Here is a 24,343-nt window from a genome sequence, read left to right as displayed (position 1 = left end):
TCTTCCGCTTTCTTTTTCTCTTTGCGTTTAGCCAATACTTTTTTCGATGGCTTATTGTGGGCTTTGTCACTTGGTGCTTTGGTTGTTGGGCGAAGTTCATCAACAATCCGCGACGTGAGTGGTTCATTCAGATAGCGACTGATTTTGCCTAATAAAGGATGATCATGCGCTTCCACTAAGGTAATTGCAGTACCTTTACCTGCACGAGCTGTCCGGCCAATACGGTGTAGATAAATATCGGCGGTGCGCGGTAAATCAAAATTGAAAACATGGCTGATATCATCAATATCCAATCCACGGGTAGCAATATCTGTTGCAACCAGAACAGTGATACTGCCATCATTCAGGTGCTTAACTGCTTCCGTCCTTTTAGCCTGTACCATTTCCCCTTCAAGGTATCGGGCTTTAATGCCAGCTTGATGCAATTCATCCACAAGTTCATGAACACGTTCACGTTATTTAGTTAAAACTCCCAAGAATCTCATTGCTTAACCGATACTTTGCCAGCCAATAGAGCTATGTTGGATATTATGGAACTCACAATGACTGGTGCAAAGTTTGGTTATTTCTCCGCAACCCGACTTTTCCTGAAAGGACATCTGTAACCATGACAAATCATAGTTTTCCAATTATCGCGAGTCAGCTATTTTAAAAATACGTATTAATGTTAAAATTTTTGTACCATTTCTACAGATGCGAAATCATATTCTTAATAAACTATTACAAAGATATCTTCGCTGACAAGCCGATTGACTTTATTAATCTGTATTCGCAAACGCGTCGCACTGTCTATTCAGAAGGAGAACTTATGAAATCAAGAGCTGCTGTTGCATTCGGACCGGGCCGCCCCCTTGAAATCGTTGAAATCGATGTAGCCCCGCCCCAAGCCGGTGAAGTGCTGGTCAAAATCAGCCATACCGGTGTGTGTCATACGGATGCCTTCACCCTATCAGGGGATGATCCGGAGGGCATTTTTCCTGTCATACTCGGGCATGAAGGCGCCGGCATAGTCGTTGAGGTTGGTGAAGGCGTCACCAGCGTCAAACCCGGTGACCACGTTATCCCTCTTTATACCGCAGAATGCAGAGAGTGCCTGTTCTGCAAATCAGGAAAAACCAACCTGTGTGTGTCCGTGCGGGCAACTCAAGGGAAAGGCGTCATGCCGGACAGCACAACCCGTTTTTCCTATAAAGGGCAGCCTATTTATCATTATATGGGATGCTCCACATTCAGCGAATACACAGTCGTAGCCGAAGTATCACTGGCAAAAATCAACCCGGAAGCAAACCATGAAGAAGTGTGCCTGCTGGGCTGCGGTGTCACTACCGGCATCGGCGCAGTGCATAATACCGCTAAAGTACAGTCTGGTGATTCCGTTGCCGTCTTTGGGCTCGGCGGCATTGGCCTTGCCGTGATCCAAGGCGCTCGTCAGGCAAAAGCTGGCAAGATTATTGCCATCGATACAAATCCAGCAAAATTTGCGCTGGCAAAACAGTTCGGTGCAACCGACTGCCTGAACCCAAATGATTACGACAAACCTATTCAGCAAGTCATTATCGAGATGACGGAATGGGGAGTGGATCATACCTTCGAATGTATTGGTAATGTCAATGTGATGCGTGCCGCGCTCGAAAGCGCACATCGTGGTTGGGGGCAATCAGTGATTATTGGTGTAGCCGGTGCGGGACAGGAAATATCAACCCGTCCATTCCAACTGGTTACTGGTCGTTCGTGGCGAGGCACTGCCTTTGGCGGAGTCAAAGGCCGCAGTCAGTTGCCTAAAATGGTGGAAGAGGCAATGAAAGGTGAAATTGAGTTAAAACCTTTTGTTACTCACACCTTGCCGCTCGAACGCATTAATGAAGCATTCGATCTGATGCATGAGGGAAAATCGATTCGCACAGTCATCCATTACTAAGTCGTTCTGAAGGAGTTAAAAACCATGCTGTAATAGGCGGTTTTTAACAAAACAGGAAACGATAGCCTCAGGTTCACCGTTACATGAGTGAACCTGTATGTTTTACAGATTTACAGAGGGAAAAAGAATGGAGAGGATTGAACGCCACGCTTGTTTTGGGGGATGGCAGGATGTTTATCAGCATGAATCGGCCGTGCTTGGCTGTGCCATGAATTTCGCTGTTTACCTTCCTCCTCAGGCTGAACACCAGAAATTACCGGTGCTGTATTGGCTCTCGGGCCTAACATGTAATGAGCAAAATTTCATCACTAAAGCGGGAGCTCAACGCTACGCTGCCGAACAGGGTATTATCCTCGTCGCCCCAGATACCAGCCCTCGTGGTGAGAAAGTTGCAGATGATGACGCCTATGATTTGGGTCAGGGGGCCGGTTTTTACCTCAACGCAACACAGGAACCCTGGGCACGGCACTATCGCATGTATGATTATGTGGTGTCAGAGCTACCAGTACTGATCGAAGCACACTTCCCGGTAACAACCGCTCGGGCCATCAGTGGTCATTCGATGGGAGGCCACGGTGCACTGATGATCGCGCTACGCAATCCAGATCGTTACCACAGCGTGTCGGCCTTTTCACCGATTATTGCTCCTTCTCAAGTTCCTTGGGGAGAAAAAGCTTTTCGCGCTTATCTGGGTGAAGATCGTGACATATGGAAAGCCTATGATACAGTCGAGCTGCTGGCTAATAACGCCGAGCCATTGCATATGTTAATTGACATCGGTACCGATGATCCGTTTCTTGAAGAGCAATTACGTCCTGAGCTGTTGAAGGATGTATGCGAAAGCACTGAGCATCCTTACACATTGAACCTACGCACTGGTTATGATCATAGTTACTATTTTGTCGCCAGTTTTATCGGCGAGCATATCGCATATCATGCCAAGGTATTGAAGGGAATTTGTTGTGATAATCAATAAATTACATACGAATCCATTAATATTTTTACAATAAAGTATGACCAAACCAATATATTGGCGGTTATTTGATCAGATCAATACAAATTCAGACAAAAAGCCCTACGTTAACAAGGTATTAAAGAAATTTTTTACCCTATTTATCTTGGGCAAATTGCAGAGTGGACCGCTGGTTTGAATTAATCTTTCCAGCGGCTCCCCCTACAACAAAGTCACTTGAACAGCCTAAAAGGACAGAAGATATTAGGAAACAGACTTTTCACCGGTGACAAAATGGAAAATAAGATTTGTTATTAATAAACTAAATAATCGCTCACATCAGACATTGAGATACAAAACACCTAATGAATTATTTTTAAATCAAAAAATTATCTTATAGTATTAGATAAGGTCATTTTTATTTATTATACTAATATACAGACTTTAATTAAATATTGATCCAAGAGATAAATTATTATCATAAACCAATTAAATAATCGACTGAGAAAAAATCAGGATGGAAAAACATCCAATGATTTATTAAGGAAACACGAAATGATTTACTCACAGTGTAATTATGTCGCAATTAACATGATAAACCACCAAACGTTATAAATTTAAATTATTACCAATTAAAACAATAAAGATGTTGTTATATAAAAAACATCTCATTGTATTGTAAAGAAAAATATCAACCACATTAAACATCTAACGAAAGGAAATCATTTATGCTTGGTACTTATCAAGATAATCTTTATTTTTTCATAGAATAAATATAATAATTATTTGTTATAGTGGTTTTAATGTGTTATTTATTCCACTCGTTAAGATTTATTTTTTATTTAACACATCTTAGACGACTTATGTATTTGAATAGCTAAATGTTATTAGTTTTTTCTCAAAAGGAGACTGTGATGACATTGCAAGAAATCGGCAAAATGAGCCTTAAAAATTCAGGTGGATTCATTGCCAGAATCCAATTCAGTTATATGGATGGCGATGGTGAAAAGCATTTAAGTAAGCAAGGTAATAATATTACTCTTGGATTAACCGATACTGTTGACCCAGGCGATCTTGGGGTTCCTGATGGATCAACAGTTTTTATGCATGTATTTGTAGTATGGGGAAATGATAATGAAGCCCGTAAAGCTTTTTTATACAAAAAAGGAAGCCAAGTGCTTGCCAGCTACGATATCAGTGGTACGACATTAAGCAGTGATCTTGGCTTGATTGATGTTTCATAAGACATATATACCTTACATTTTTAAACTGTTCCCCTATTTACGGATTGGTGTCCAACATTTGGGGAACAGTTCATGCTTGCACTCTCTCACGTTCCGAGCCTGAGAACACGTTTATCAGGCATTGCTCCTAATATTTCAGTCACCCTTCTACATGTACACCATCACACCAAAAGTGTGTTAGTTAGTGGCAGGGTTCTTTTTTGTGATTTCGGTTATAAAAATCCATTTGAAAAAAAATAGTTCTGTTCATATTCAGCACAGTACTGTTATTTTAGTATTATTGCATCTTCTTGTAGAGCTCCTGTATTAAATCATTACCTATTATTCAGTTGGAAATATAGAGGTGAAGGCTTGAGCGATTTTGTATTCTCGAAAAACCATCTAAATCCCTTTCAATCCCAGTTAGAGGAACTTGATTCAAAATTAGTTCCTATTAAAGGAGAGGTTCCTTCAAAGTTAAAAGGTTCTTTCTTTAGAATTGGTCCCGGTCGCCTGCACAGGGGAGACGAATATTATAATCATCCATTTGATGGGGATGGGATGATATTTAAAGTAACGTTCAGTGATAATGGGGTATTCTATAGAAACAGACATGTGTTAACAAAAGAATACTTAAGAGAAGAAGAAGCTCAAAGGTTACTGTATCGCTCAGTTGGAACCGTCCCCAAAAAACTAAAATTCAGGATGAGATTTTTTATTATTAAAAATCCGGCAAATACAAATATTGTGTATCATTCTCATAAACTTCTGGCGTTGTGGGAAGGAGGAATGCCACATTTAATTAATCCGGTAACTCTTGAGACAATTTCAAAATATGATTTTTCTGGAAAGCTAAGAGCACGATTCTCTTTCCTTCCCAAACTTAACCTTCGTGAAGTACCATTTACAGCACATCCTAAAAAAATACCAGATGATGATAATTTATATGGATTTGGTGTGACATATGGTATTGGTTCTAAGTTGACGCTATACAAAATAGACAATACCGGTGACATGACTGTTATATGCAACATTCCGCTTAAGAAAAGGTACTTAATTCACGACTTCATAGTGACAAAAAATTACTTTTTATTTTTTTTAGGTGGGCCGCATATAAATCTTAAGTTGAGGAACGTAATTGGCAATGAAAGCATACTTGCATCTATGAATTCATGTGAAAATGAAGATGGCAGGGTTCTTTTAGTTTCAAGAGAATGCCATGATGCGAAATTCTATGATGCAGCTCCTGGATTTATTTTTCATTTCACAAATGGCTATGAAGATGCCGATGGAAATGTGATTTTTGATGCCCCATTTTGGCGGTCATTCCCAGTATTTACACAGAATATATTTAAAAATAATAGTTCAGAACTTTGTCGTTTTACTTTATGCACTGCATCCGGGAATGTCGATAAAGAAATTTTATTCAGGGGGAATACTGATTTCCCAGCCATAAACCCTACAGTCTGTGGTAGAAAGCACAGATATGCCTGGTTCGTTTGCTGGGGGGATTCTGAAAGTGAAGAGAGATCAATAACTAAATTTGATTTTTTTGACAAGAGTGTAATAAGCCACAGTTTTGATAATGATTTGCCTGAAGAACCTGTTTTTGTAGCCAAAAAGGGTTCTGTTAAAGAAGATGAGGGTTGGCTTATTTTTAAGGTTTATGTCGAAAAATTGCACTGTACAGATGTCGTGGTTTTAAATGCTGATGATCTCTCAATGGTGTGCAGATTGCGTTTGCCGCACCATATTCCAATGGGAATGCATCACTGCTGGATAAATGAAGTTATGCTGGAAGCCTAAAGCCTAAAGCCTAAAGCCTAAAGCCTAAAGCCTAAAGCCTAAAGCCTGTAGTAGTAATATAAACTTATCATTGTTTTTCAAATAGCTTAGTGAAATTATTTACGTGATTCGGGAAATATTTATGAACGTTAGTACTGCACAAGTTATGAATTATGAAGAAACATTACTGGAGTTACAGAGTGCACTACAACAGCACCTAGAATTGGTACTTCCTTCAGGAGCCCCGGATGACAAAGTCTGCGCAGCTATGCGAGAAAGTACACTAGTGTCTGGAAAACGTATCCGCCCCCTCTTATTGTTGCTCATAGTCCTGGATCTTGGAGAAAACCCCTGGAAGACCGACTTTCTACAGCTGGCATCTGCAATTGAAATAGTACATGCAGCCTCATTAATTTTAGACGATCTTCCCTGTATGGATAATGCTGAGCATCGGCGCGGACGCCCAGCTATTCATCGGCAGTATGGTGAAAGTGTAGCGATCCTGGCGGCTGTAGCCTTGCTAAGCCGGGCTTTTGGTCTCATTGTAGAAACAAATCTTTCTGAATACGATAAATCTGCTTCTGTCGCCATACTTTCTCATGCAGTTGGTTTAAACGGTCTTGTCCAGGGACAGTTTCGCGATCTGAACAATACATTATGTACTGGTAATTATCACACCATTGCGGCCACCAACGATTTAAAAACCGGTTTGCTTTTCGACGCAACATTTCAGTTAGCGGCCATTGCTGTGAATGCACCTGATATAACTCGTCAGGCATTACGCCATGTATCACAACATTTGGGGCAGGCATTTCAATTACTGGATGACTTGAGCGATGATCTAAATAATACAGGGAAAGATATGTCTCAGGATAAGGAAAAGTTAACAATGGTTACACTGCTCGGAGAATCTAAAGTGCATGAACATTTACGCAGGCACATCAGATACATTGATAAATATTTGGCGGTAGCGTGTCGCAGAAATTTAGCCTCACGATATTTTATACGATATTGGTTTGATAAAAATATTGCGATGTTTAATTAATTTCAACCTTGGCCCAAAAAAATGAAAAAGATCGATCACACTCAACGTAAAAATGAGCATCTGGATATTATATTCCATTCTCCTCAAACTGAGACCCAGGTAAAAACAGGGTTTGCTGAGTGGCGATTTCAGCATTGTGCTCTGCCAGAATTGGATCTGGACAGAATAGATCTTAAGTGTTCCCTCTTTGGAAAAATTTTGCAGGCACCATTGCTCATAAGCTCGATGACTGGAGGGGTTCATCGTGCTCATGCGATTAATCACCATCTTGCAGAGGCAGCTCAAATATTAGGAATTTCAATGGAGGTCGGGTCGCAACGTGTTGCTCTTGAAAATGAAGCAAACGATGGGCTTAGTCGCTCACTACGTCAGATAGCTCCTGATATTGCTGCTCTGCGTACAGCTGTTCTGCTCCCAACGTGAGTTTTTCCGCTATGATTGCATGTCTTTAATCTCTTTCAACAAACACGAATTTCCGTGATGTATATGACTCTTGATGAGGTGAGTAACTTTGTGATTGCCGGAGGATCAACAAAATGATGTACGACTGGGATCTGATTTTGGTGGGGGGAGGATTGGCTAACGGACTGATCGCGATGCGTCTCCAGCAGTGTAAACCACATCTCCGAGTGTTGATGATTGAAAACACAGAAACAATAGGAGGCAATCACACGTGGTCATTTCATCAACATGATCTTACTGAGGCGGAACATGGGTGGATAGCACCGCTGATCACCTATCGCTGGTCAGGTTATGACGTAATTTTTCCAGCATTTCAGCGCACATTGCCACATTCATATTTCAGTGTTACGTCCCAACACTTTGCAAACATACTCCAAACATATTTGGGCGAGCGTATACAGACTCGTTTATTAGTAAAGGAGCTAACTCCACAGAAGGTTTACTTACAGGACGGTTCGGCTCTAAATGCAGGCGCAGTCATTGATGGGAGAGGCTGGCGACCAGGACCATTTATTGGGAGTGGTACCCAGGCATTTTTTGGTCAGGAATGGGAACTGGAAGAATCGCACTCTTTAACCCGCCCGATTTTAATGGATACCAGTGTGGGACAGAATACAGGTTATCGATTTATCTATGTCCTACCGTTTTCCTCAACTCGTCTGCTGATAGAGGATACTCATTACGTTGATCGGGGAGCGCCGGATAAGACCTTGTCACAGGCAACTATCGCAGAGTACGCGAAGAGGCATGGTTGGAAACTGGGTAAACTAGTTCGAGAAGAGAGCAGTTGTCTCCCGATTACACTTACGGGGGATTTTACCTCTTTCTGGGCACAACTAGCAGGCCAGCCCACCAGTGGGTTACGTGCAGCTTTATTTCACCCCACAACAGGCTACTCTCTGCCACACGCTGTTCGGTTGGCAGATCGTATTGTTGCTCTGCCAGAGCTTACCGATACCTCCTTATTCATTACCCTCAGGAATTACGCACGGCAGCAGTGGCAACACCAACGCTTTTTCCGTCTTCTAAATCGCATGCTCTTCCTCGCTGGGGCTCCACAACAACGTTGGAAAGTGATGCAACGTTTTTATCAACTTTCCCCAGATCTGATTGCACGTTTTTATGCAGAGCAACTTAATTCCATCGATAAGGCCCGGATTCTCATAGGTAAACCGCCGGTGCCGATAAAAGGTGCCCTAAAGGCAATGTTTAAACAACACAAGAAGCTTCAGGGTTTTTATCATGATTAAAGCGCTGGTAATTGGTGCGGGTTTTGGTGGGCTGGCGCTGGCAATAAGGCTCCAGTCTGCGGGAATTCCGACATGTATTTTGGAACAACGGGATAAACCAGGTGGACGCGCTTATGTTTATAAGGAACAGGGGTTCACCTTTGATGCTGGCCCCACCGTAATCACCGCTCCCAATGTCATTGAAGAATTGTTCACACAGGCTGGTAAACGTATGGCTGATTACGTCGATTTACTTCCCGTACGCCCTTTTTATCGGCTCTGCTGGGAGTCGGGCAAGATGTTTGATTATGACAATGATCAGCAACATCTGGAAACACAAATCCATACGTTCAATCCAGGTGATGTTAACGGGTATCGACGCTTTCTGGACTATTCTCGGAAGACCTTTGATGAAGGCTACCTGAAACTTGGAACAGTGCCCTTCCTCTCTTTTCGCGACATGCTGAGTGCGGCTCCACAGTTGATACGTTTACACGCATGGCGTAGTGTTTATCGCCAAGTGTCACACTATATCAAGGATGAGAGTCTGCGCCAGGCATTTTCATTTCACTCGCTACTGATAGGAGGTAACCCCTTTGCTGTATCTTCTATCTATACTTTGATCCACGCACTGGAACGAGAATGGGGAGTCTGGTTTCCGCGTGGAGGAACCAGCGCCTTGGTCGAAGCAATGGTGAAATTGTTTACTGATATTGGTGGAAAAATTGAGCTTAATGCAAAAGTAAAACGCCTCACCACTCATGGTAATCGGGTCACAGGCGTACAATTGACTGATGGACGAAATATGACATGTGACGTTGTGGCCTCAAATGCCGATGTTATTCATACCTATAAACATCTGTTGAGTCAGCATCCGGTCGGAATGGCCCGCGCCCGAACACTGGTGCGTAAACGAATGAGCAACTCACTGTTCGTACTTTATTTCGGTCTGAACCACCACCATGCCCAATTAGCCCATCATACCGTTTGCTTTGGTCCACGCTATAAGGAACTCATCGAAGATATTTTTTATCATGACAGATTGGCGGAGGATTTTTCGCTCTATCTCCACGCCCCCTGTGTTACTGACCCATCCCTTGCTCCCCCGGGGTGCGCAAGTTACTACGTTCTGGCCCCTGTACCACACCTGGGGACAGCTAATCTCAACTGGGATATAGAGGGGCCACGCTTACGCGACCGTATTTTCGCGTATCTGGAAAAGTACTATATGCCCGGTCTGCTCAAGCAGTTAGTCGTTCATCGTATTTTTACCCCATTTGATTTTCGTGACCAGCTAAATGCCCATCTAGGTTCGGCCTTCTCCTTTGAACCATTGCTGACACAAAGCGCCTGGTTCCGACCACACAATCGGGACATCCGTATTGATAATCTGTACCTTGTCGGCGCAGGAACACATCCTGGAGCGGGTATTCCCGGCGTAATTGGATCAGCAAAAGCCACAGCCACATTGATGTTAGAGGATATAGCCAGATGAATCCCGCGCTACTTAAACACGTTACTCAGATAATGGAGCAAGGCTCAAAAAGTTTTGCCAGTGTCACCCGACTTTTCGATACGGCAACACGGCACAACACAATGATGCTGTACGCCTGGTGCCGTTATTGTGATGATATAATAGACGGGCAAGAGCTGGGGAGACAAATAAGCAATGTTGATAAGTATGACGCCCACGAGAAACTTCAAATGCTGCAATACTTGACGAAGCAGGCTTATGACGGCTTACCGATGACCGAACCTGCTTTTTCAGCCTTTCAGATAGTTGCTCTGAGTAATGAAATCCCTCAGCAACAGGCCTTCGAACATCTGGAGGGATTCGCGATGGATGTACGCGGTGACCCTTGCAGAACGTTAGATGATACTCTGAGATATTGCTACCATGTCGCGGGAGTGGTTGGGCTGATGATGGCAAAGGTGATGGGGGTTCGCGAGGCGAGTGTGCTGGATCGGGCCTGCGATCTAGGAATTGCTTTTCAGTTAACTAACATTGCTCGGGATATTATTGAGGATGCGAAGGCCGGGCGTTGCTACCTTCCGCTAGAATGGCTTCACCAAGAAGGGCTAATGCCGGACACACTTATTTATACCGAAAACCATCCTGCGCTAGCTCGGGTGGTATCCCGATTGATTGTGGAAGCGGAGTCTTATTATACCTCTGCTCTGACAGGGCTTGCTGGTTTACCTTTGCGTTCAGCCTGGGTCATCGCTTCTGCTCATGGTATCTATCGTAAAATCGGCATTAAAGTGCAACAAGCAGAAGCACAAGCCTGGAAGTGCAGACAAAAAACTAATCGTAGAGAGAAAGTTACCTTATTAATGGCCGGTGCAATGAAGGCGCTTATATCTCGGGTGGCGATAACAACGCCTCGCGATCCCAAATTGTGGCAGCGACCTCATTAAAAATTAACTCCCTTTGTTGTGTAGTACCCTGCATTTCGTCACCTAAACAGAGATGTTAACTATGAATGTCAATAATGGGTTAAAAATGGGCCTTCCACATTTTGAATGTAAGTGTCCAGCAAGCAACCGTCTCCCATGTCTGAACTCTTGTCGATAGCGTAGACGTCAACCTGTTGCAGAAGAGCATATGTTTAGGTAAAACAAGAGTGGCTGGCGCAAAGTAGGTTATTTCCCCGCAACCAGCCTTTTCCTGACATGCTACACTCCCCTCCCTCTTTCGAAGTGCAAACCCATTACTGGGTAAGGATTAGTCAGGCTCGCAATAGGCACTCCAACCGCCTATGATTATCACGATGACACAATATAACCAATTGTTTTATAATGAAAAACAATGAAAAATTAAAATCCTAGAACGGAATATCATCATCAAAATCCATTGGTGGCTCATTGCTTTGTGGAGCAGAGGATTGAGCAGGACGCGAAGGAGCGCCGCCGCCGCTGAACTGCTGAGATTGTTGCTGTGGTTGTGGCTGCTGTGGCTGTCCCCAACCGCTGCCTTGTGGTTGGCTATCCTGGAAACTACCACCACCAGCACGGCTGCCCAACATTTGCATGGTACCGCCCATGTTTACCACCACCTCCGTGGTGTAACGCTCCTGACCGTTCTGATCCTGCCATTTGCGGGTTTGCAGAGAACCTTCAATATAAACCTGTGAACCTTTACGCAGGTATTCACCCGCGACTTCCGCCAGTTTGCCAAATAAAACAACCCGGTGCCATTCAGTCTTCTCTTTCATCTCGCCGGTCTGTTTATCTCGCCAGCTTTCAGAAGTCGCCAAAGTAATGTTAGTCACTGCACCGCCGTTTGGCATATAGCGGACTTCCGGGTCTTGCCCCAGGTTACCGATTAAAATAACTTTGTTTATGCCTCTGCTGGCCATTGGGAATACTCCTGATGAAATGAATTTCTACAATTATTAAGCAACACAGTTTAACATGCGACGCTAAAAATGAAACGCAGCCGCTTTAAAGCAGACTTTGCGAAGCTCACCGTAATTTAATTCCGTACTTATTACATTATTTCACTTAAACACTGTATATCTAATCAGTCAACTCTGTGTAATAATAACTCACTTATTATTATATACCCTATGGATTTCAAGATGCATCGCGGCGGCAAGGGAGTGAATCCCCGGGAGCATAGCAAACTATGTGACCGGGGTGAGCGAGTGCAGCCAACAAAGAGGCAACTTGAAAGATAACGGGTATATGCACGTATGAATAATCCGGGAAATGGTTCATGGACAACATCGAAGTTCGGGGCGCACGTACCCACAATCTCAAAAATATCAATCTGATAATTCCCCGAGACAAGCTGATCGTTATCACCGGTTTGTCCGGCTCAGGTAAGTCTTCTCTGGCATTTGATACGCTTTATGCCGAGGGGCAACGTCGCTATGTGGAATCGCTTTCAGCTTATGCGCGCCAGTTTCTGTCACTGATGGAGAAACCCGATGTTGACCATATTGAAGGATTATCCCCGGCCATTTCTATTGAGCAGAAATCCACTTCCCATAACCCACGCTCAACCGTAGGGACTATTACCGAAATTCATGATTATCTGCGTTTGCTGTTTGCCCGCGTAGGTGAACCTCGTTGCCCAGATCACGATATTCCATTGACGGCACAAACTGTTAGTCAGATGGTAGATAATGTGCTAACACTGCCAGAAGGTCATCGCCTGATGTTGCTGGCGCCTATCGTCAAAGAGCGAAAAGGCGAGCATACTAAATTGTTGGATAATCTGGCAGCACAAGGTTATATCCGCGCCCGTATTGATGGTGAAGTCTGTGATCTATCCGATCCGCCGAAATTAGAATTACAGAAGAAACACACCATTGATGTGGTCATTGATCGCTTTAAAGTTCGTGCCGATCTGGCACAACGCCTCGCTGAATCTTTTGAAACAGCGCTGGAACTTTCAGGCGGCACCGCTATTGTCGCCAATATAGATGATAATACAGCCGAAGAGCTGATTTTCTCCGCTAACTTTGCGTGTCCTGCATGTGGCTACAGCATGAGTGAGCTGGAACCACGCCTATTCTCTTTTAACAACCCTGCCGGGGCTTGCCCTACTTGTGATGGTTTAGGTATTCAGCAATTTTTTGATCCTGATAGAGTCATTCAGAATGGTGATATCTCCCTGGCCGGTGGTGCAATTCGTGGCTGGGATCGCCGTAATTTCTACTATTTCCAGATGCTATGTTCATTGGCAGAGCATTATAAATTCGATATCGAAGCACCCTTCAATTCCCTCAGCACCAATATTCAGAAAGTGGTGTTGTACGGTTCCGGTAAACAATCCATCGAATTTAAATACACCAATGACCGTGGCGATACCACAGTGCGTAACCATCCGTTCGAAGGTGTACTGCATAATATGGAACGCCGTTATAAAGAGACGGAATCCACTGCCGTTCGGGAGGAATTGGCGAAATATATTAGTAATCGTTCATGTATTTCCTGCCACGGAACTCGCTTACGTAAAGAAGCCCGTTACGTATTTATTGAGAATACCACTCTGCCGGAGATCTCTGATTTCAGTATCGGCCATGCGATGGATTTTTTCCAAAACATTAAACTCAGCGGTCAACGTGCACAAATTGCTGAAAAAGTACTGAAAGAGATCCATGACCGTCTGAAATTCCTGGTTAATGTTGGTCTGAATTATCTGACGCTCTCCCGTTCTGCCGAAACTCTGTCCGGTGGCGAAGCTCAACGTATCCGCCTTGCCAGCCAGATTGGTGCAGGTTTAGTGGGAGTGATGTATGTACTTGATGAACCTTCTATCGGGTTGCACCAGCGGGATAATGAACGCCTGCTGGAAACACTAATCCATTTGCGCAATCTGGGAAATACCGTGATTGTGGTTGAGCATGATGAGGATGCCATCCGGGCTGCCGACCATATCATTGATATCGGCCCCGGTGCAGGTGTTCATGGCGGTGAAATCGTCGCGGAAGGCACAGTTAAAGACATTATGGTGAGCAAAGATTCACTAACAGGTCAATTCCTGAGTGGAGAACGTGAAATTGCCATCCCAGAGAAGCGTATCCCGGCAGATCCGAAAAAGGTGCTGAAACTGATCGGAGCGAAAGGTAATAACCTGAAAAATGTGACGTTCAATCTGCCAGTTGGGTTATTTACTTGTATTACCGGGGTTTCTGGTTCCGGTAAATCGACGTTAATCAATGATACGCTGTTTCCGATTGCACAACGCCAGTTAAATGGCGCAACCAATATCACCCCTGCGCCTTATATCGATATTCAAGGGCTAGAGCATTTCGATAAAGTGATTGATATTGACCAGAGCCCGATTGGCCGAACTCCCCGCTCTAACCCGGCAACTTATACCGGCATCTTTACACCAGTCCGGGAATTATTCGCTGGCGTACCTGAATCACGCACCCGTGGTTATACACCTGGACGATTCAGTTTTAACGTTAAAGGTGGACGCTGTGAAGCTTGCCAAGGTGATGGCGTTATTAAGGTAGAAATGCACTTCTTGCCTGATATTTATGTCCCTTGTGATCAGTGCAAAGGTAAACGTTATAACCGTGAAACACTGGAAGTCAAATATAAGGGCAAGAATATCAATGAAGTCTTGAATATGACGATCGAAGAAGCTCGCGAATTCTTTGATGCAGTTCCTGCTCTGGCCCGTAAACTGCAAACCCTCATGGACGTTGGCCTTTCTTACATCCGTCTGGGACAATCAGCAACAACGTTATCAGGCGGTGAAGCGCAGCGAGTAAAACTGGCGCGTGAACTATCCAAACGCGGAACTGGGCAGACGTTATATATTCTTGATGAGCCAACAACAGGTTTGCATTTTGCTGATATTCAGCAACTATTAGCGGTTCTGCATCAGTTACGCGATCAAGGGAATACCATTGTGGTTATTGAACATAACCTTGATGTGATAAAAACCGCTGACTGGATCGTGGATCTTGGCCCAGAAGGAGGTAGCGGCGGCGGTGAAGTTCTGATTTCTGGTACACCAGAAGAGGTCGCCAAATGTGAAAAATCACATACTGCACGTTTCCTAAAACCTATATTGAAGAAAGAGGCATAATTCATAGATAGGGGCTCAGTTAGCCCCTTATTTTCTAGCCGCAACTTTTTGAAACAGATTTCACATGCCGCGTTCCCAATAACAACAAGCAATTTTCGCTGCCAGTTCAGCGTTATTAAGCACTAACTGAATATTGGAAGATAGGCTATTGCCCCCGGTTAACTCAGAAACTCTAGCTAACAAAAACGGCGTACACGCTTTTCCATTTACTCTCTGTTCTATGGATTCGCGTACTGCCTGTTCGATAGCAGCATTGATCTCCGCTTCCGGCATGGCGTATGGCTCAGGGATCGGATTAGCAACGACCAAACCGCCCTGTAATCCAGTATCCCATTTTACTGCCATCGCCTGAGCTATCTGTTCTGGAGAATCCAGACGAATATTGACGGGGAATGGGCTGGTACGACAGAAAAACGCCGGTAAAGCGTGAGTTTGATAGCCAATTAGTGGTACGCCATGAGTTTCAAGATATTCTGTTGTCAGGCCAAGATCCAAAATGGATTTAGCACCAGCACAGACTACCGCGACACTGGTTTTCGACAATTCCTGTAAATCGGCCGAAATATCAAAAGTCTGTTCCGCTCCCCGGTGCACACCACCAATACCGCCGGTAGCGAAGATTCTAATCCCGGCCATTGCCGCAATAATCATGGTAGAAGCTACCGTCGTCGCGCCATTTTTTCCGGCCGCGATAACAAAGGGTAAATCACGACGACTGACTTTAGTTATCTTGTCACCTTCTCTACCCAAAAACGCTATTTCTTCATGCGACAGACCTGCTTTCATCATCCCATTGATAACAGCAATTGTTGCAGGAATAGCTCCATTTTCCCTGATTTTCTGCTCAACTTGTAGCGCAGTCTTTATATTTTGCGGGTAAGGCATTCCATGAGCAATAATGGTAGATTCCAACGCCACAACCGGTCGGTTATTCTCTAATGCCTCTGTAACTTCCGGGGAAATATCCAAATATTCATTGCTAATAGCATGATTTTTCATAATTGTAATTCCAACAGTTTTTGGACACTGCCATTTGACAGATTTGGATTATTGGTCAATTCGCAAGAGAGCGTGAGTGCGGAGCATCCTTGAGCAAAGCGAACACTTTCTGCCAGCGTCATATTTTCTAGCCAGCAGTTCACCAGCCCAGCCATCATGGCATCTCCGGCACCTGTTACATTGACAATCTTGATACTGATGGGAAGTGACCAGCCTGCCACACCATTACTTTCACTAAAGTAGACACCTTCTACGCCCATGCTGAGTACCAACCGCTGTACACCTTGATCGTGAAACCACCGCGCCACTGCCGGAACATCGGTAGGTTGGGTGATTTTCATTCCACTCAGTGCTTCCGCCTCCAGACAATTAGGTTTTAAGGTGTGGATATAGGAAAGCCAGTTTTTAATCTTAGGTGCTTTAAATGCGGATACTGTATCCACAAATACCGGTACCGTTCCGGCATTAGTCAACAGCCAAACCAAAGCTTCTTCAGATAAATTGCAATCAATAACCAGTACGCCAGCGTGCTGAATAAGATCACAATGATTCGCTAACAACGATGGCGTCAGTTTTTCCAAAATATGCATGTCATTGATGGCAACCAACATCTCACCACCGTCATCTAATAAGGAGACATATGTCGAGGTATTTTCACCATAAAACTTATAGCAATAGTTGACATTAACACCTGCGCATTTGGCCTGATCCAGTAAAGTGCTACCATAGAAATCATCGCCAACTACAGAAATAAGATGACATTCTTTACCTAATAACGCGATATTTTGAGCAATATTTCTTCCTACACCACCTGGGGTACATTTTATTTTTCCTGGGTTAGAATCTTGATAAATAAGTTTACCCGATGCATAACCGTAAACATCCATATTAATAGAACCAACTGTCACCACATAATTATGATCAGATAAAATATAACCTTTACCTTTTATATATCCCTTATTCATTAAATTCATAATATGACCAGCAACACCGGAGCGACTTATACCTAAAACATCAGCAATTTCCTGCTGTGGAATTAACGGATCTCGTCTCAGAAGTTGCAATATTTGTTTTTCCCGATTCGTCATTTTTGGACACTTGTTTGCTCTTAAACACACGTTTGTTTTATGTGTTAAAAGAAAAATAGTAAAGCGGGATTTTTTATTTTACAACTAAGTTGGGAGAGTGATCGTAAGAATCTATGACTGGATTATCAGCCCTATTTTATGTGATAACCATCAAATTAAATCCTGTTGAAAAATCTTTTTTCTTTCATATTAATAATCAACCGATGTTTTATGCTAGAAATAAATTCAACAAAACAAAGCACTAAGCAAAACCTTATCGAAAGCTAACAAATGTTTGGATATACCTTGAAATGGTGAAAATTATTTTTCACCATCTGAAACATGTTTCATGAAAAATTGATCTGTTTCACATTAAAAAACATACTTCATAGCCGAAAATATCCACGAACAAATTATATATACCCTATGGATTTCAAGATGCATCGCGGCGGCAAGGGAGCGAATCCCCGGGAGCATAGATAACTATGAGACCGGGGTGAGTGAGTGCAGCCAACAAAGAGGCAACTTGAAAGATGACGGGTATATACCCTATGGATTTCAAGATGCATCGCGACGGCAAGGCAGTGAGTCCCCGGGAGCATAGAAAACTATGTGACCGGGGTGAGCGAGTGCAGCCAACAAAGAGGCAGCTTGAAAGATAACGGGTATACGCTGCAATTAGAATAATTCTCACGTTAGACTCCATCTTATAAAGAATAAATATAAATATTTATCACTCTATTATTCTTATAAACAAAAATGCTTATAAACATCTTGCTCATATAAACAAAAATGTTTATATTTATTTTCAAGTTAAACAAACAGGAGGAGGCAGTGAAGCAAAGCGAGTTTCGCCGGTGGCTTAAAGCTCAAGGAGCTGAATTTAAAGATGGGACTAACCACTTGAAAGTTTTCTTGAACGGTAAGCAAACCACGATGCCAAGGCACCCTAGTAAAGAAATCCCAGAACCGCTGAGGAAGTTAATATTAAAACAGCTAGGCATCAAATGACAGACCGGCCCCAAGGGGCTGGTTACTCGCATAAATTCACTGAGTAAAAATATGCGATACCCAGTAAAATTCGAACATGACGAAACAGGTTGGGCTGTGATGTTCCCAGATATCCCAGAAGCCTTAACAGGCGGAGATACCAGAGAAGAAGCATTAGCTATGGCGCGGGATGCTCTGGTTACTGCGTTCGATTTCTACTTTGAAGACCGACGCGAAATACCAACACCGTCGACTGAAGGTGAAGCTTTTGTCGAAGTACCAGCCAGTATAGCGGCTAAGGTTTTACTGCTGAATACGATGCTTCAAACAAGAACAAGCAACGCAGAACTTGCGCGGTTATTGGGAACCCGACCGCAAGAAATTCAACGTATAGTGTCATTAGGCCATAGCACTAAAATTGACACCATCGCGAATGCGTTAAATGCCTTGGGCAAACATCTGGAACTTGTTGCCATCTAAACATCACCATCAAATAATCTTAAACCTTGCTACAGCAAGGTTTAAGTAAATAACTAAATTTAAATTACAGCTTCATTACCATTTATTTAGATAACCAAGTGATTGTTTGATACCAATATTTATCTATTTCAACTTTATTATTAAAACATAACTCAATGATTGGCACACACTATTTTTTACATCGAACCTACTATTATTAATATTATCTTCAATAGGAAATCTAATTTTTATATTACTGAACCATTTTTACCTAGGTCTCCAGAATACCCTCGCCGATAAATTCTTCCGTTTTTCTATCAAACTATACATTGTTTAACTTTAATCCCATAATTCACCTCATAAGAATTTTTTAATGCTACGTTCTGATCAGCCGCTGCTAATTACGCACCACATTAAATTAATATTAAGAAGAAAAATAAGCGCACCATAAATAGCGCGCTTCAAGGAGGTGTTTACTGCTATTTTACAAAATTGTCGATCATTATCATCGATAGTAAATCATTTATATTAAAATTTATGACTTATTTACCGCCGCAAATGTTTCAGCAATACGTGCAACATTATGATGGTTGACGCCCGCCATACAGACTCGACCATTACCGACCAGATAAACAGCAAATTCTTGGCGCAAGCGATCCACCTGTTTCTCGCTAAAACCGGTATAGCTGAACATCCCGCGTTGCTTCAGAAAATACTCAAAGTTTTTCTCTGGTAATGCGGTTTTCAAAGCATCCACCAGCACCGTACGCATTTCCAAAATACGCAAACGCATATGTTCAACTTCTGTCAACCATTGTGCCTTCAAAGCAGGATCAGTCAGTACTTTAGCCACAACCTGCGCCCCAAAACTCGGTGGGCTAGAATAGACGCGACGCACACCCGCTTTCAACTGCCCCAATACCCGCTCTTTGGTCTGTTCATCATCACAAATGACAGACAAGCCACCCACGCGCTCACCATACATAGAAAATATCTTGGAGAAAGAGTTACTCACCAGACAAGGCAAACCAGCGTTCGCCATTGCACGAATAGCATAAGCATCTTTTTCCATACCATCCCCAAGCCCCTGATAAGCAATATCAAGGAATGGCAATAATTCTCTCTCTTTAACAATCTGAACAACTTGATCCCATTGCTCATAGGTTAGATCCGAACCGGTTGGATTATGGCAACAAGGGTGCATCACAATAATGCTTTTTGCCGGCAATTTCCTGAATGTTTCCAGCATTTCATTGAATTTTACCCCTTTGGTCTTCGTATCAAAATAAGGGTAATAGTTCACCTTAATACCCGCCCCCGCGAAAATAGCCGCGTGGTTTTCCCAAGTTGGATCACTGCACCACACTTCTGAATCAGGGAAATAGCGACGCAAAAAATCAGCACCAATTTTAAGAGCGCCAGAACCGCCTAATGATTGAATCGTTGCCACTATCCTCTGTTTCAACACCGGATGATCTTTACCAAATAGCAGTTCCTGAACCGCAAGACGATAGGATTCCAATCCTTCCATTGGCAGATAAAGAGAGGCCGTTTGTGATAACGCCCTAAGTTGCTCTTCCGCGGTAGCCACCGCCTGCAATTGCGGAGTCACTCCCTGCTCATCGTAATAAAGCCCGATGCTCAGATTAATTTTTTCCGCACGAGGATCTTTTTTAAATTCTTCAGCCAGCGAAAGAATCGGATCACCAGCATAAGCATCAACATTCTGGAACATCAGGCTCTACTCCTTATCAGTCAGTTATTTAATAAACAATACACCCGTCATCTTTCAAGTTGCCTCTTTGTTGGCTGCACTCACCCCGGTCACATCGTTATCTATGCTCCCGGGGATTCGCTCCCTTGCCGTCGCGATCCATCTTGAAATCCATAGGGTATATAACCTACAACATTATTCGTCCAAGTATTCCATGACCACTCTGGAGGTAAGTTTAGTCACCAGCTCATAAGTAATGATACCGGTACATTCAGCAACCCGCTCCACCGGCAGCACATCTCCCCAGAGGACCGCTTCATCACCCACTTTATCTGTCGCATCTGGCCCCAAATCAACAGAGATCATATCCATTGAAACACGGCCAGCAATCGGCACTTCACGGCCATTAATATGTATTGGCGTTCCTGAAGGCGCACTGCGCGGATAACCATCACCATAACCGATAGCCACAACGCCAAGACAAGTATCACGTTCACTGACCCAGGTCCCACCATAGCCAACCGACTCGCCAGCTTTATGCTTACGAACAGCAATTAAGCTCGACTTTAAGGTCATTGCTGGGATCAAGTTAAAATCCGTGGCCGTTTTATCAGACAATGGCGATACACCATACATCATCAGCCCAGGACGCACCCAATCTTGATGGACTTCCGGCCACAACAGGATACCTCCTGATGCATCAATAGATTTTTCTCCCGGCTTGTCAGCACAAAAAGCCTGAAAACAAGCTATCTGCTGGCGAGTTGTGTCTACTGTTGGCTCATCAGCCCGGCCAAAATGGCTGACAATATTGACGGGCTGCTGTACATTTTTACAACGACTTAGCCGTTGATAAAATTCTTCCGCATCTTCCGGCCTGACACCTAAGCGATGCATCCCGCTATCCAGTTTCATCCATACTTTTACCGGATGAGATAACTTAGCCTGTTCCAGTGCTTCCAACTGTTCAACACTGTGAACCACAGTTTCAATATGGTTAGCAACCAGTACTAGCAGGTCAGCCGCATCAAAGCATCCTTCCAGTAACAAGATCGGTTTGACGATACCACCATGACGCAACGTCAATGCTTCACCAATTCGCGCTACACCGAAACAATCGGCGTCGTCCAGCGTATGTGCTGTCTCCAGTAAACCGTGGCCATAAGCGTTTGCTTTCACAACTGCAATCAAATTGCTTTTAGGAGCAAGCTCCCTTACCCGTTGCAAGTTATGTCGCAGAGCGCGGCGGTCAATAACTGCGGTTGCCGCTTTCATTCTATTCCTTAAATTTATTATTCTTTGGTAGTTAATACTTATTCGTCGTCATAACTTGGCCCGGCATAGTTATCAAACCGCGACCACTGACCATTAAACGTGAGGCGAACTGTACCGATTGGGCCGTTACGCTGCTTACCAAGAATGATTTCAGCCACACCTTTCATGTCGCTATTCTCATGGTAAACCTCGTCACGATAGATAAACATAATGAGGTCGGCATCTTGCTCAATAGAGCCGGATTCACGTAAGTCAGAGTTAACCGGGCGCTTATCTGCCCGCTGTTCAAGGCTACGGTTGAGCTGAGAAAGTGCAACCACCGGCACTTGAAGCTCTTTAGCCAAGGCTTTTAATGAACGGGAAATCTCCGCAATTTCCAAAGTACGATTATCGGATAAGGCCGGAACCCGCATTAATTGCAGGTAGTCGATCATGATCAGGCTCAATCCACCATTTTCGCGGAAGACGCGCCGAGCCCGGGAACGGACTTCGGTAGGTGTCAGGCCAGACGAATCATCAATATACATATTGCGTTTTTCCAGCAATATCCCCATCGTACTGGAGATCCGCGCCCAATCTTCATCATCAAGCTGACCAGTTCGGATACGGGTTTGATCCACCCGTGAAAGGGATGCCAGCATACGCATCATGATCTGGTTGCCGGGCATCTCAAGACTAAAAATCAAAACCGGCTTGTCCTGCATCATGGCTGCGTTTTCACACAAGTTCATGGCAAAAGTGGTTTTACCCATCGAAGGACGCGCAGCCACAATGATCAAGTCTGATTTTTGTAAGCCTGCGGTTTTCTTATCCAGATCCTGATAACCGGTTGAAACACCGGTTACACCATCATGAGGGCGTTGATAGAGTTGCTCAATCCGCTCGACGGTTTCTTCAAGGATCTGTTCTATTCCTTTCGGCCCTTCATCTTTACTGGCACGATTTTCAGCGATCTGGAACACCCGCGATTCGGCTAGATCCAATAATTCTTCACTGCTCCTGCCTTGAGGATCATAACCCGCATCGGCAATTTCGTTTGCAACGGCGATCATCTCGCGGACAACAGCACGTTCACGGACAATATCCGCATAAGCATTAATGTTAGCCGCGCTTGGCGTATTTTTAGATAATTCGGCCAGATAAGCAAAACCCCCTACATTATTCAGCTCCCCACTCTGCTCAAGGGATTCCGATAATGTAATCAGGTCGATTGGGTTGCCCATCTCCAGCAACCGCTGCATTTCAGCAAAAATGCGCCGATGTGGACGGCTGAAAAAATCATTGCTAGTAACACGTTCGGAAACATTATCCCAACGTTCGTTATCTAACATTAAACCACCTAACACAGACTGCTCTGCTTCCAAAGAGTGTGGCGGAAGTTTCAGCCCTTCCATTTGGCGATCTTTTGGTTCAGCCATTTTGTTGTGAGTTGATTTTTTTCCCGCCATGAATCCCGCAATAATCCACTGATAAATCTGCAACAGCACATGAGTATACGCTATGAAGTGCCTTGAGTAATTACATATAGTTTGTAATTATTTCTAGCACACTAAAACCTGTTCACAATGAGTTCAACTACTACGTGCACACATTTCCCTTACATTGATGAGGTTGAGTCATGGCAAAACATATCAAATTTTCCTCTATTGGCGGCCCCGAGGTCCTGCAATATTGTGAATTCACCCCCAGAGCTCCTGCGGACGATGAAGTACAAGTAGAAAATAGAGCGATTGGAATCAATTACATCGACACTTATATTCGTAGCGGGCTATACCCACCGGCACAATTACCAAGCGGCCTAGGCACTGAGGCCTCGGGCGTAGTGACCAAAGTAGGTTCCGCTGTGACTACCATAAAAGTGGGTGACCGTGTAGTTTATGCGCAATCAACTTTAGGCGCTTACAGTGAAGTGCACAATGTCGCGGAAAACAAAGTCGCTGTTCTGCCGGATACCATCTCCTTCGAACAAGCTGCTGCTTCTTTCCTAAAAGGGCTGACAGTCTACTATCTTCTACGCCGTACCTACAAAATCCAGTCAGGCGAACCCTTTTTATTTCATGCCGCCGCGGGTGGCGTTGGGCTAATTGCCTGCCAATGGGCAAAAGCTTTGGGTGCAAAACTGATTGGAACAGTCGGCTCTGATGAGAAAGCACAACGCGCTAAAGATGCCGGTGCATGGCAGGTTATTAACTATAACCGTGAAAATATTGTCGAACGAATTTATGAAATCACCAACGGTGAAAAAGTCGGTGTAGTTTATGATTCTGTTGGTAAATCGACCTGGCTGAACTCGCTGGATTGTCTGAAACGCCACGGGTTAATGGTTAGCTTTGGCAATGCATCCGGGCCAGTTACCGGTGTCGATTTGGGGATTTTAAATCAGAAAGGCTCACTGTTCGTTACCCGCCCTTCTATCGCTGGCTATATTTCAACACGCGAAGAGTTGGATGAGGCGAGCAAAGAATTATTTGATCTGATTGCCAGCGGCAAAATTAATGTGGATGTACCAGAAAATCAAAGGTTCCCGCTAAGTGAAGCGACAAGGGCACATCAGATTCTGGAAAGTCGGGCAACGCAAGGATCAAGTTTACTGATCCCTTAACGGTAAGATGAGCGGGTTATTAACCAAACCAACAAGTCTAATACCTCATTATGCCGCTATTGCCTGCACG

Annotated in this window: 19 protein-coding genes and 1 pseudogene; 13 read left to right on the top strand and 7 right to left on the bottom strand. The window is 43.9% G+C overall.

Going from position 1 to position 24,343, the window contains the following annotated elements:
- Window positions 1-455: pseudogene (locus tag AAC155_RS17740) on the bottom strand (helicase-related protein); the annotation flags it as partial.
- A gap of 353 nt (window positions 456-808) precedes the next feature.
- On the opposite strand from AAC155_RS17740, the gene AAC155_RS17735 reads away from it, so the two are divergent.
- The 9 genes from AAC155_RS17735 (at window position 809) to crtB (ending at window position 11,032) form a co-directional block, all read left to right on the top strand.
- Complete coding sequence (locus AAC155_RS17735; protein ID WP_113043568.1) at window positions 809-1,918, top strand: S-(hydroxymethyl)glutathione dehydrogenase/class III alcohol dehydrogenase; 1,110 nt, start codon at window positions 809-811, stop codon at window positions 1,916-1,918.
- 127 nt (window positions 1,919-2,045) lie between these two features.
- Window positions 2,046-2,894, top strand: a complete 849-nt coding sequence (gene fghA, locus AAC155_RS17730; RefSeq protein ID WP_113043567.1) for an S-formylglutathione hydrolase — start codon at window positions 2,046-2,048, stop codon at window positions 2,892-2,894.
- An 890-nt stretch (window positions 2,895-3,784) separates the two neighbouring features.
- Window positions 3,785-4,114 (top strand): hypothetical protein, encoded by a 330-nt coding sequence (locus AAC155_RS17725; protein WP_113043566.1) that lies wholly within the window; start codon window positions 3,785-3,787, stop codon window positions 4,112-4,114.
- 351 nt (window positions 4,115-4,465) lie between these two features.
- Entirely contained in the window at window positions 4,466-5,899 is a 1,434-nt protein-coding gene (locus AAC155_RS17720) for a carotenoid oxygenase family protein (protein ID WP_158536600.1), read from the top strand.
- Window positions 5,900-6,020: 121 nt separating this feature from the next.
- Window positions 6,021-6,923 (top strand): polyprenyl synthetase family protein, encoded by a 903-nt coding sequence (locus AAC155_RS17715; protein ID WP_113043564.1) that lies wholly within the window; start codon window positions 6,021-6,023, stop codon window positions 6,921-6,923.
- 21 nt (window positions 6,924-6,944) lie between these two features.
- Entirely contained in the window at window positions 6,945-7,346 is a 402-nt protein-coding gene (locus AAC155_RS17710) for an alpha-hydroxy-acid oxidizing protein (protein ID WP_113043563.1), read from the top strand.
- 113 nt (window positions 7,347-7,459) lie between these two features.
- On the top strand, window positions 7,460-8,635 hold the full coding sequence (gene crtY / locus AAC155_RS17705) for a lycopene beta-cyclase CrtY (protein ID WP_113043562.1): 1,176 nt from the start codon (window positions 7,460-7,462) through the stop codon (window positions 8,633-8,635).
- A complete protein-coding gene (locus AAC155_RS17700) occupies window positions 8,628-10,109 on the top strand; it encodes a phytoene desaturase (protein WP_113043561.1) in 1,482 nt (493 codons plus the stop codon). The genes crtY and AAC155_RS17700 overlap by 8 nt, the downstream gene beginning before the upstream one ends.
- Window positions 10,106-11,032 (top strand): 15-cis-phytoene synthase CrtB, encoded by a 927-nt coding sequence (gene crtB / locus AAC155_RS17695; protein ID WP_113043560.1) that lies wholly within the window; start codon window positions 10,106-10,108, stop codon window positions 11,030-11,032. The genes AAC155_RS17700 and crtB overlap by 4 nt, the downstream gene beginning before the upstream one ends.
- Before the next feature lie 407 nt (window positions 11,033-11,439).
- On the opposite strand, the gene AAC155_RS17690 is transcribed toward crtB, so the two are convergent.
- The gene (locus AAC155_RS17690; RefSeq protein WP_112895396.1) at window positions 11,440-11,973 is read right to left on the bottom strand and encodes a single-stranded DNA-binding protein; all 534 of its coding nucleotides are present in this window, start codon (window positions 11,971-11,973) and stop codon (window positions 11,440-11,442) included.
- A gap of 359 nt (window positions 11,974-12,332) precedes the next feature.
- Here AAC155_RS17690 and uvrA point away from each other — a divergent pair, with 359 nt between their 5' ends.
- On the top strand, window positions 12,333-15,167 hold the full coding sequence (gene uvrA / locus AAC155_RS17685) for an excinuclease ABC subunit UvrA (protein ID WP_113043559.1): 2,835 nt from the start codon (window positions 12,333-12,335) through the stop codon (window positions 15,165-15,167).
- Between the two features lie 60 nt (window positions 15,168-15,227).
- Here uvrA and AAC155_RS17680 read toward each other — a convergent pair whose 3' ends face one another.
- Both AAC155_RS17680 and AAC155_RS17675 read right to left on the bottom strand, forming a co-directional pair.
- Window positions 15,228-16,166 carry a pseudouridine-5'-phosphate glycosidase gene (locus AAC155_RS17680; RefSeq protein WP_113043558.1) on the bottom strand — a complete coding sequence of 313 codons (939 nt, stop codon included), beginning with the start codon at window positions 16,164-16,166 and terminating at the stop codon, window positions 15,228-15,230.
- Window positions 16,163-17,254 (bottom strand): PfkB family carbohydrate kinase, encoded by a 1,092-nt coding sequence (locus AAC155_RS17675; RefSeq protein ID WP_113043557.1) that lies wholly within the window; start codon window positions 17,252-17,254, stop codon window positions 16,163-16,165. The genes AAC155_RS17680 and AAC155_RS17675 overlap by 4 nt, the downstream gene beginning before the upstream one ends.
- Window positions 17,255-18,067: 813 nt before the next feature.
- On the opposite strand from AAC155_RS17675, the gene AAC155_RS17670 reads away from it, so the two are divergent.
- Window positions 18,068-18,244 carry a type II toxin-antitoxin system HicA family toxin gene (locus AAC155_RS17670; RefSeq protein ID WP_036778089.1) on the top strand — a complete coding sequence of 59 codons (177 nt, stop codon included), beginning with the start codon at window positions 18,068-18,070 and terminating at the stop codon, window positions 18,242-18,244.
- 51 nt (window positions 18,245-18,295) lie between these two features.
- Entirely contained in the window at window positions 18,296-18,703 is a 408-nt protein-coding gene (locus AAC155_RS17665; protein WP_113043556.1) for a type II toxin-antitoxin system HicB family antitoxin, read from the top strand.
- A 514-nt stretch (window positions 18,704-19,217) separates the two neighbouring features.
- On the opposite strand, the gene AAC155_RS17660 is transcribed toward AAC155_RS17665, so the two are convergent.
- The 3 genes from AAC155_RS17660 to dnaB form a co-directional block, all read right to left on the bottom strand.
- Window positions 19,218-20,417 (bottom strand): amino acid aminotransferase, encoded by a 1,200-nt coding sequence (locus tag AAC155_RS17660; RefSeq protein ID WP_113043555.1) that lies wholly within the window; start codon window positions 20,415-20,417, stop codon window positions 19,218-19,220.
- Window positions 20,418-20,591: 174 nt separating this feature from the next.
- Window positions 20,592-21,671, bottom strand: a complete 1,080-nt coding sequence (alr, locus tag AAC155_RS17655; RefSeq protein ID WP_113043554.1) for an alanine racemase — start codon at window positions 21,669-21,671, stop codon at window positions 20,592-20,594.
- Window positions 21,672-21,709: 38 nt separating this feature from the next.
- Window positions 21,710-23,119, bottom strand: coding sequence for a replicative DNA helicase (dnaB, locus tag AAC155_RS17650; protein ID WP_011148449.1), 1,410 nt, complete (start codon window positions 23,117-23,119; stop codon window positions 21,710-21,712).
- A gap of 170 nt (window positions 23,120-23,289) precedes the next feature.
- On the opposite strand from dnaB, the gene AAC155_RS17645 reads away from it, so the two are divergent.
- Window positions 23,290-24,273: a quinone oxidoreductase gene (locus AAC155_RS17645; RefSeq protein ID WP_113043553.1), complete on the top strand. Its 984-nt coding sequence runs from the start codon at window positions 23,290-23,292 to the stop codon at window positions 24,271-24,273.
- Window positions 24,274-24,343: the final 70 nt, after the last annotated feature.

The sequence above is a fragment of the Photorhabdus sp. HUG-39 genome, assembly GCF_963878365.1.
Taxonomy (GTDB): domain Bacteria; phylum Pseudomonadota; class Gammaproteobacteria; order Enterobacterales; family Enterobacteriaceae; genus Photorhabdus; species Photorhabdus kayaii.
The sequence above is the reverse complement of the archived record's forward strand: the minus strand, read 5'-3'. Positions and strand labels throughout refer to the sequence as shown.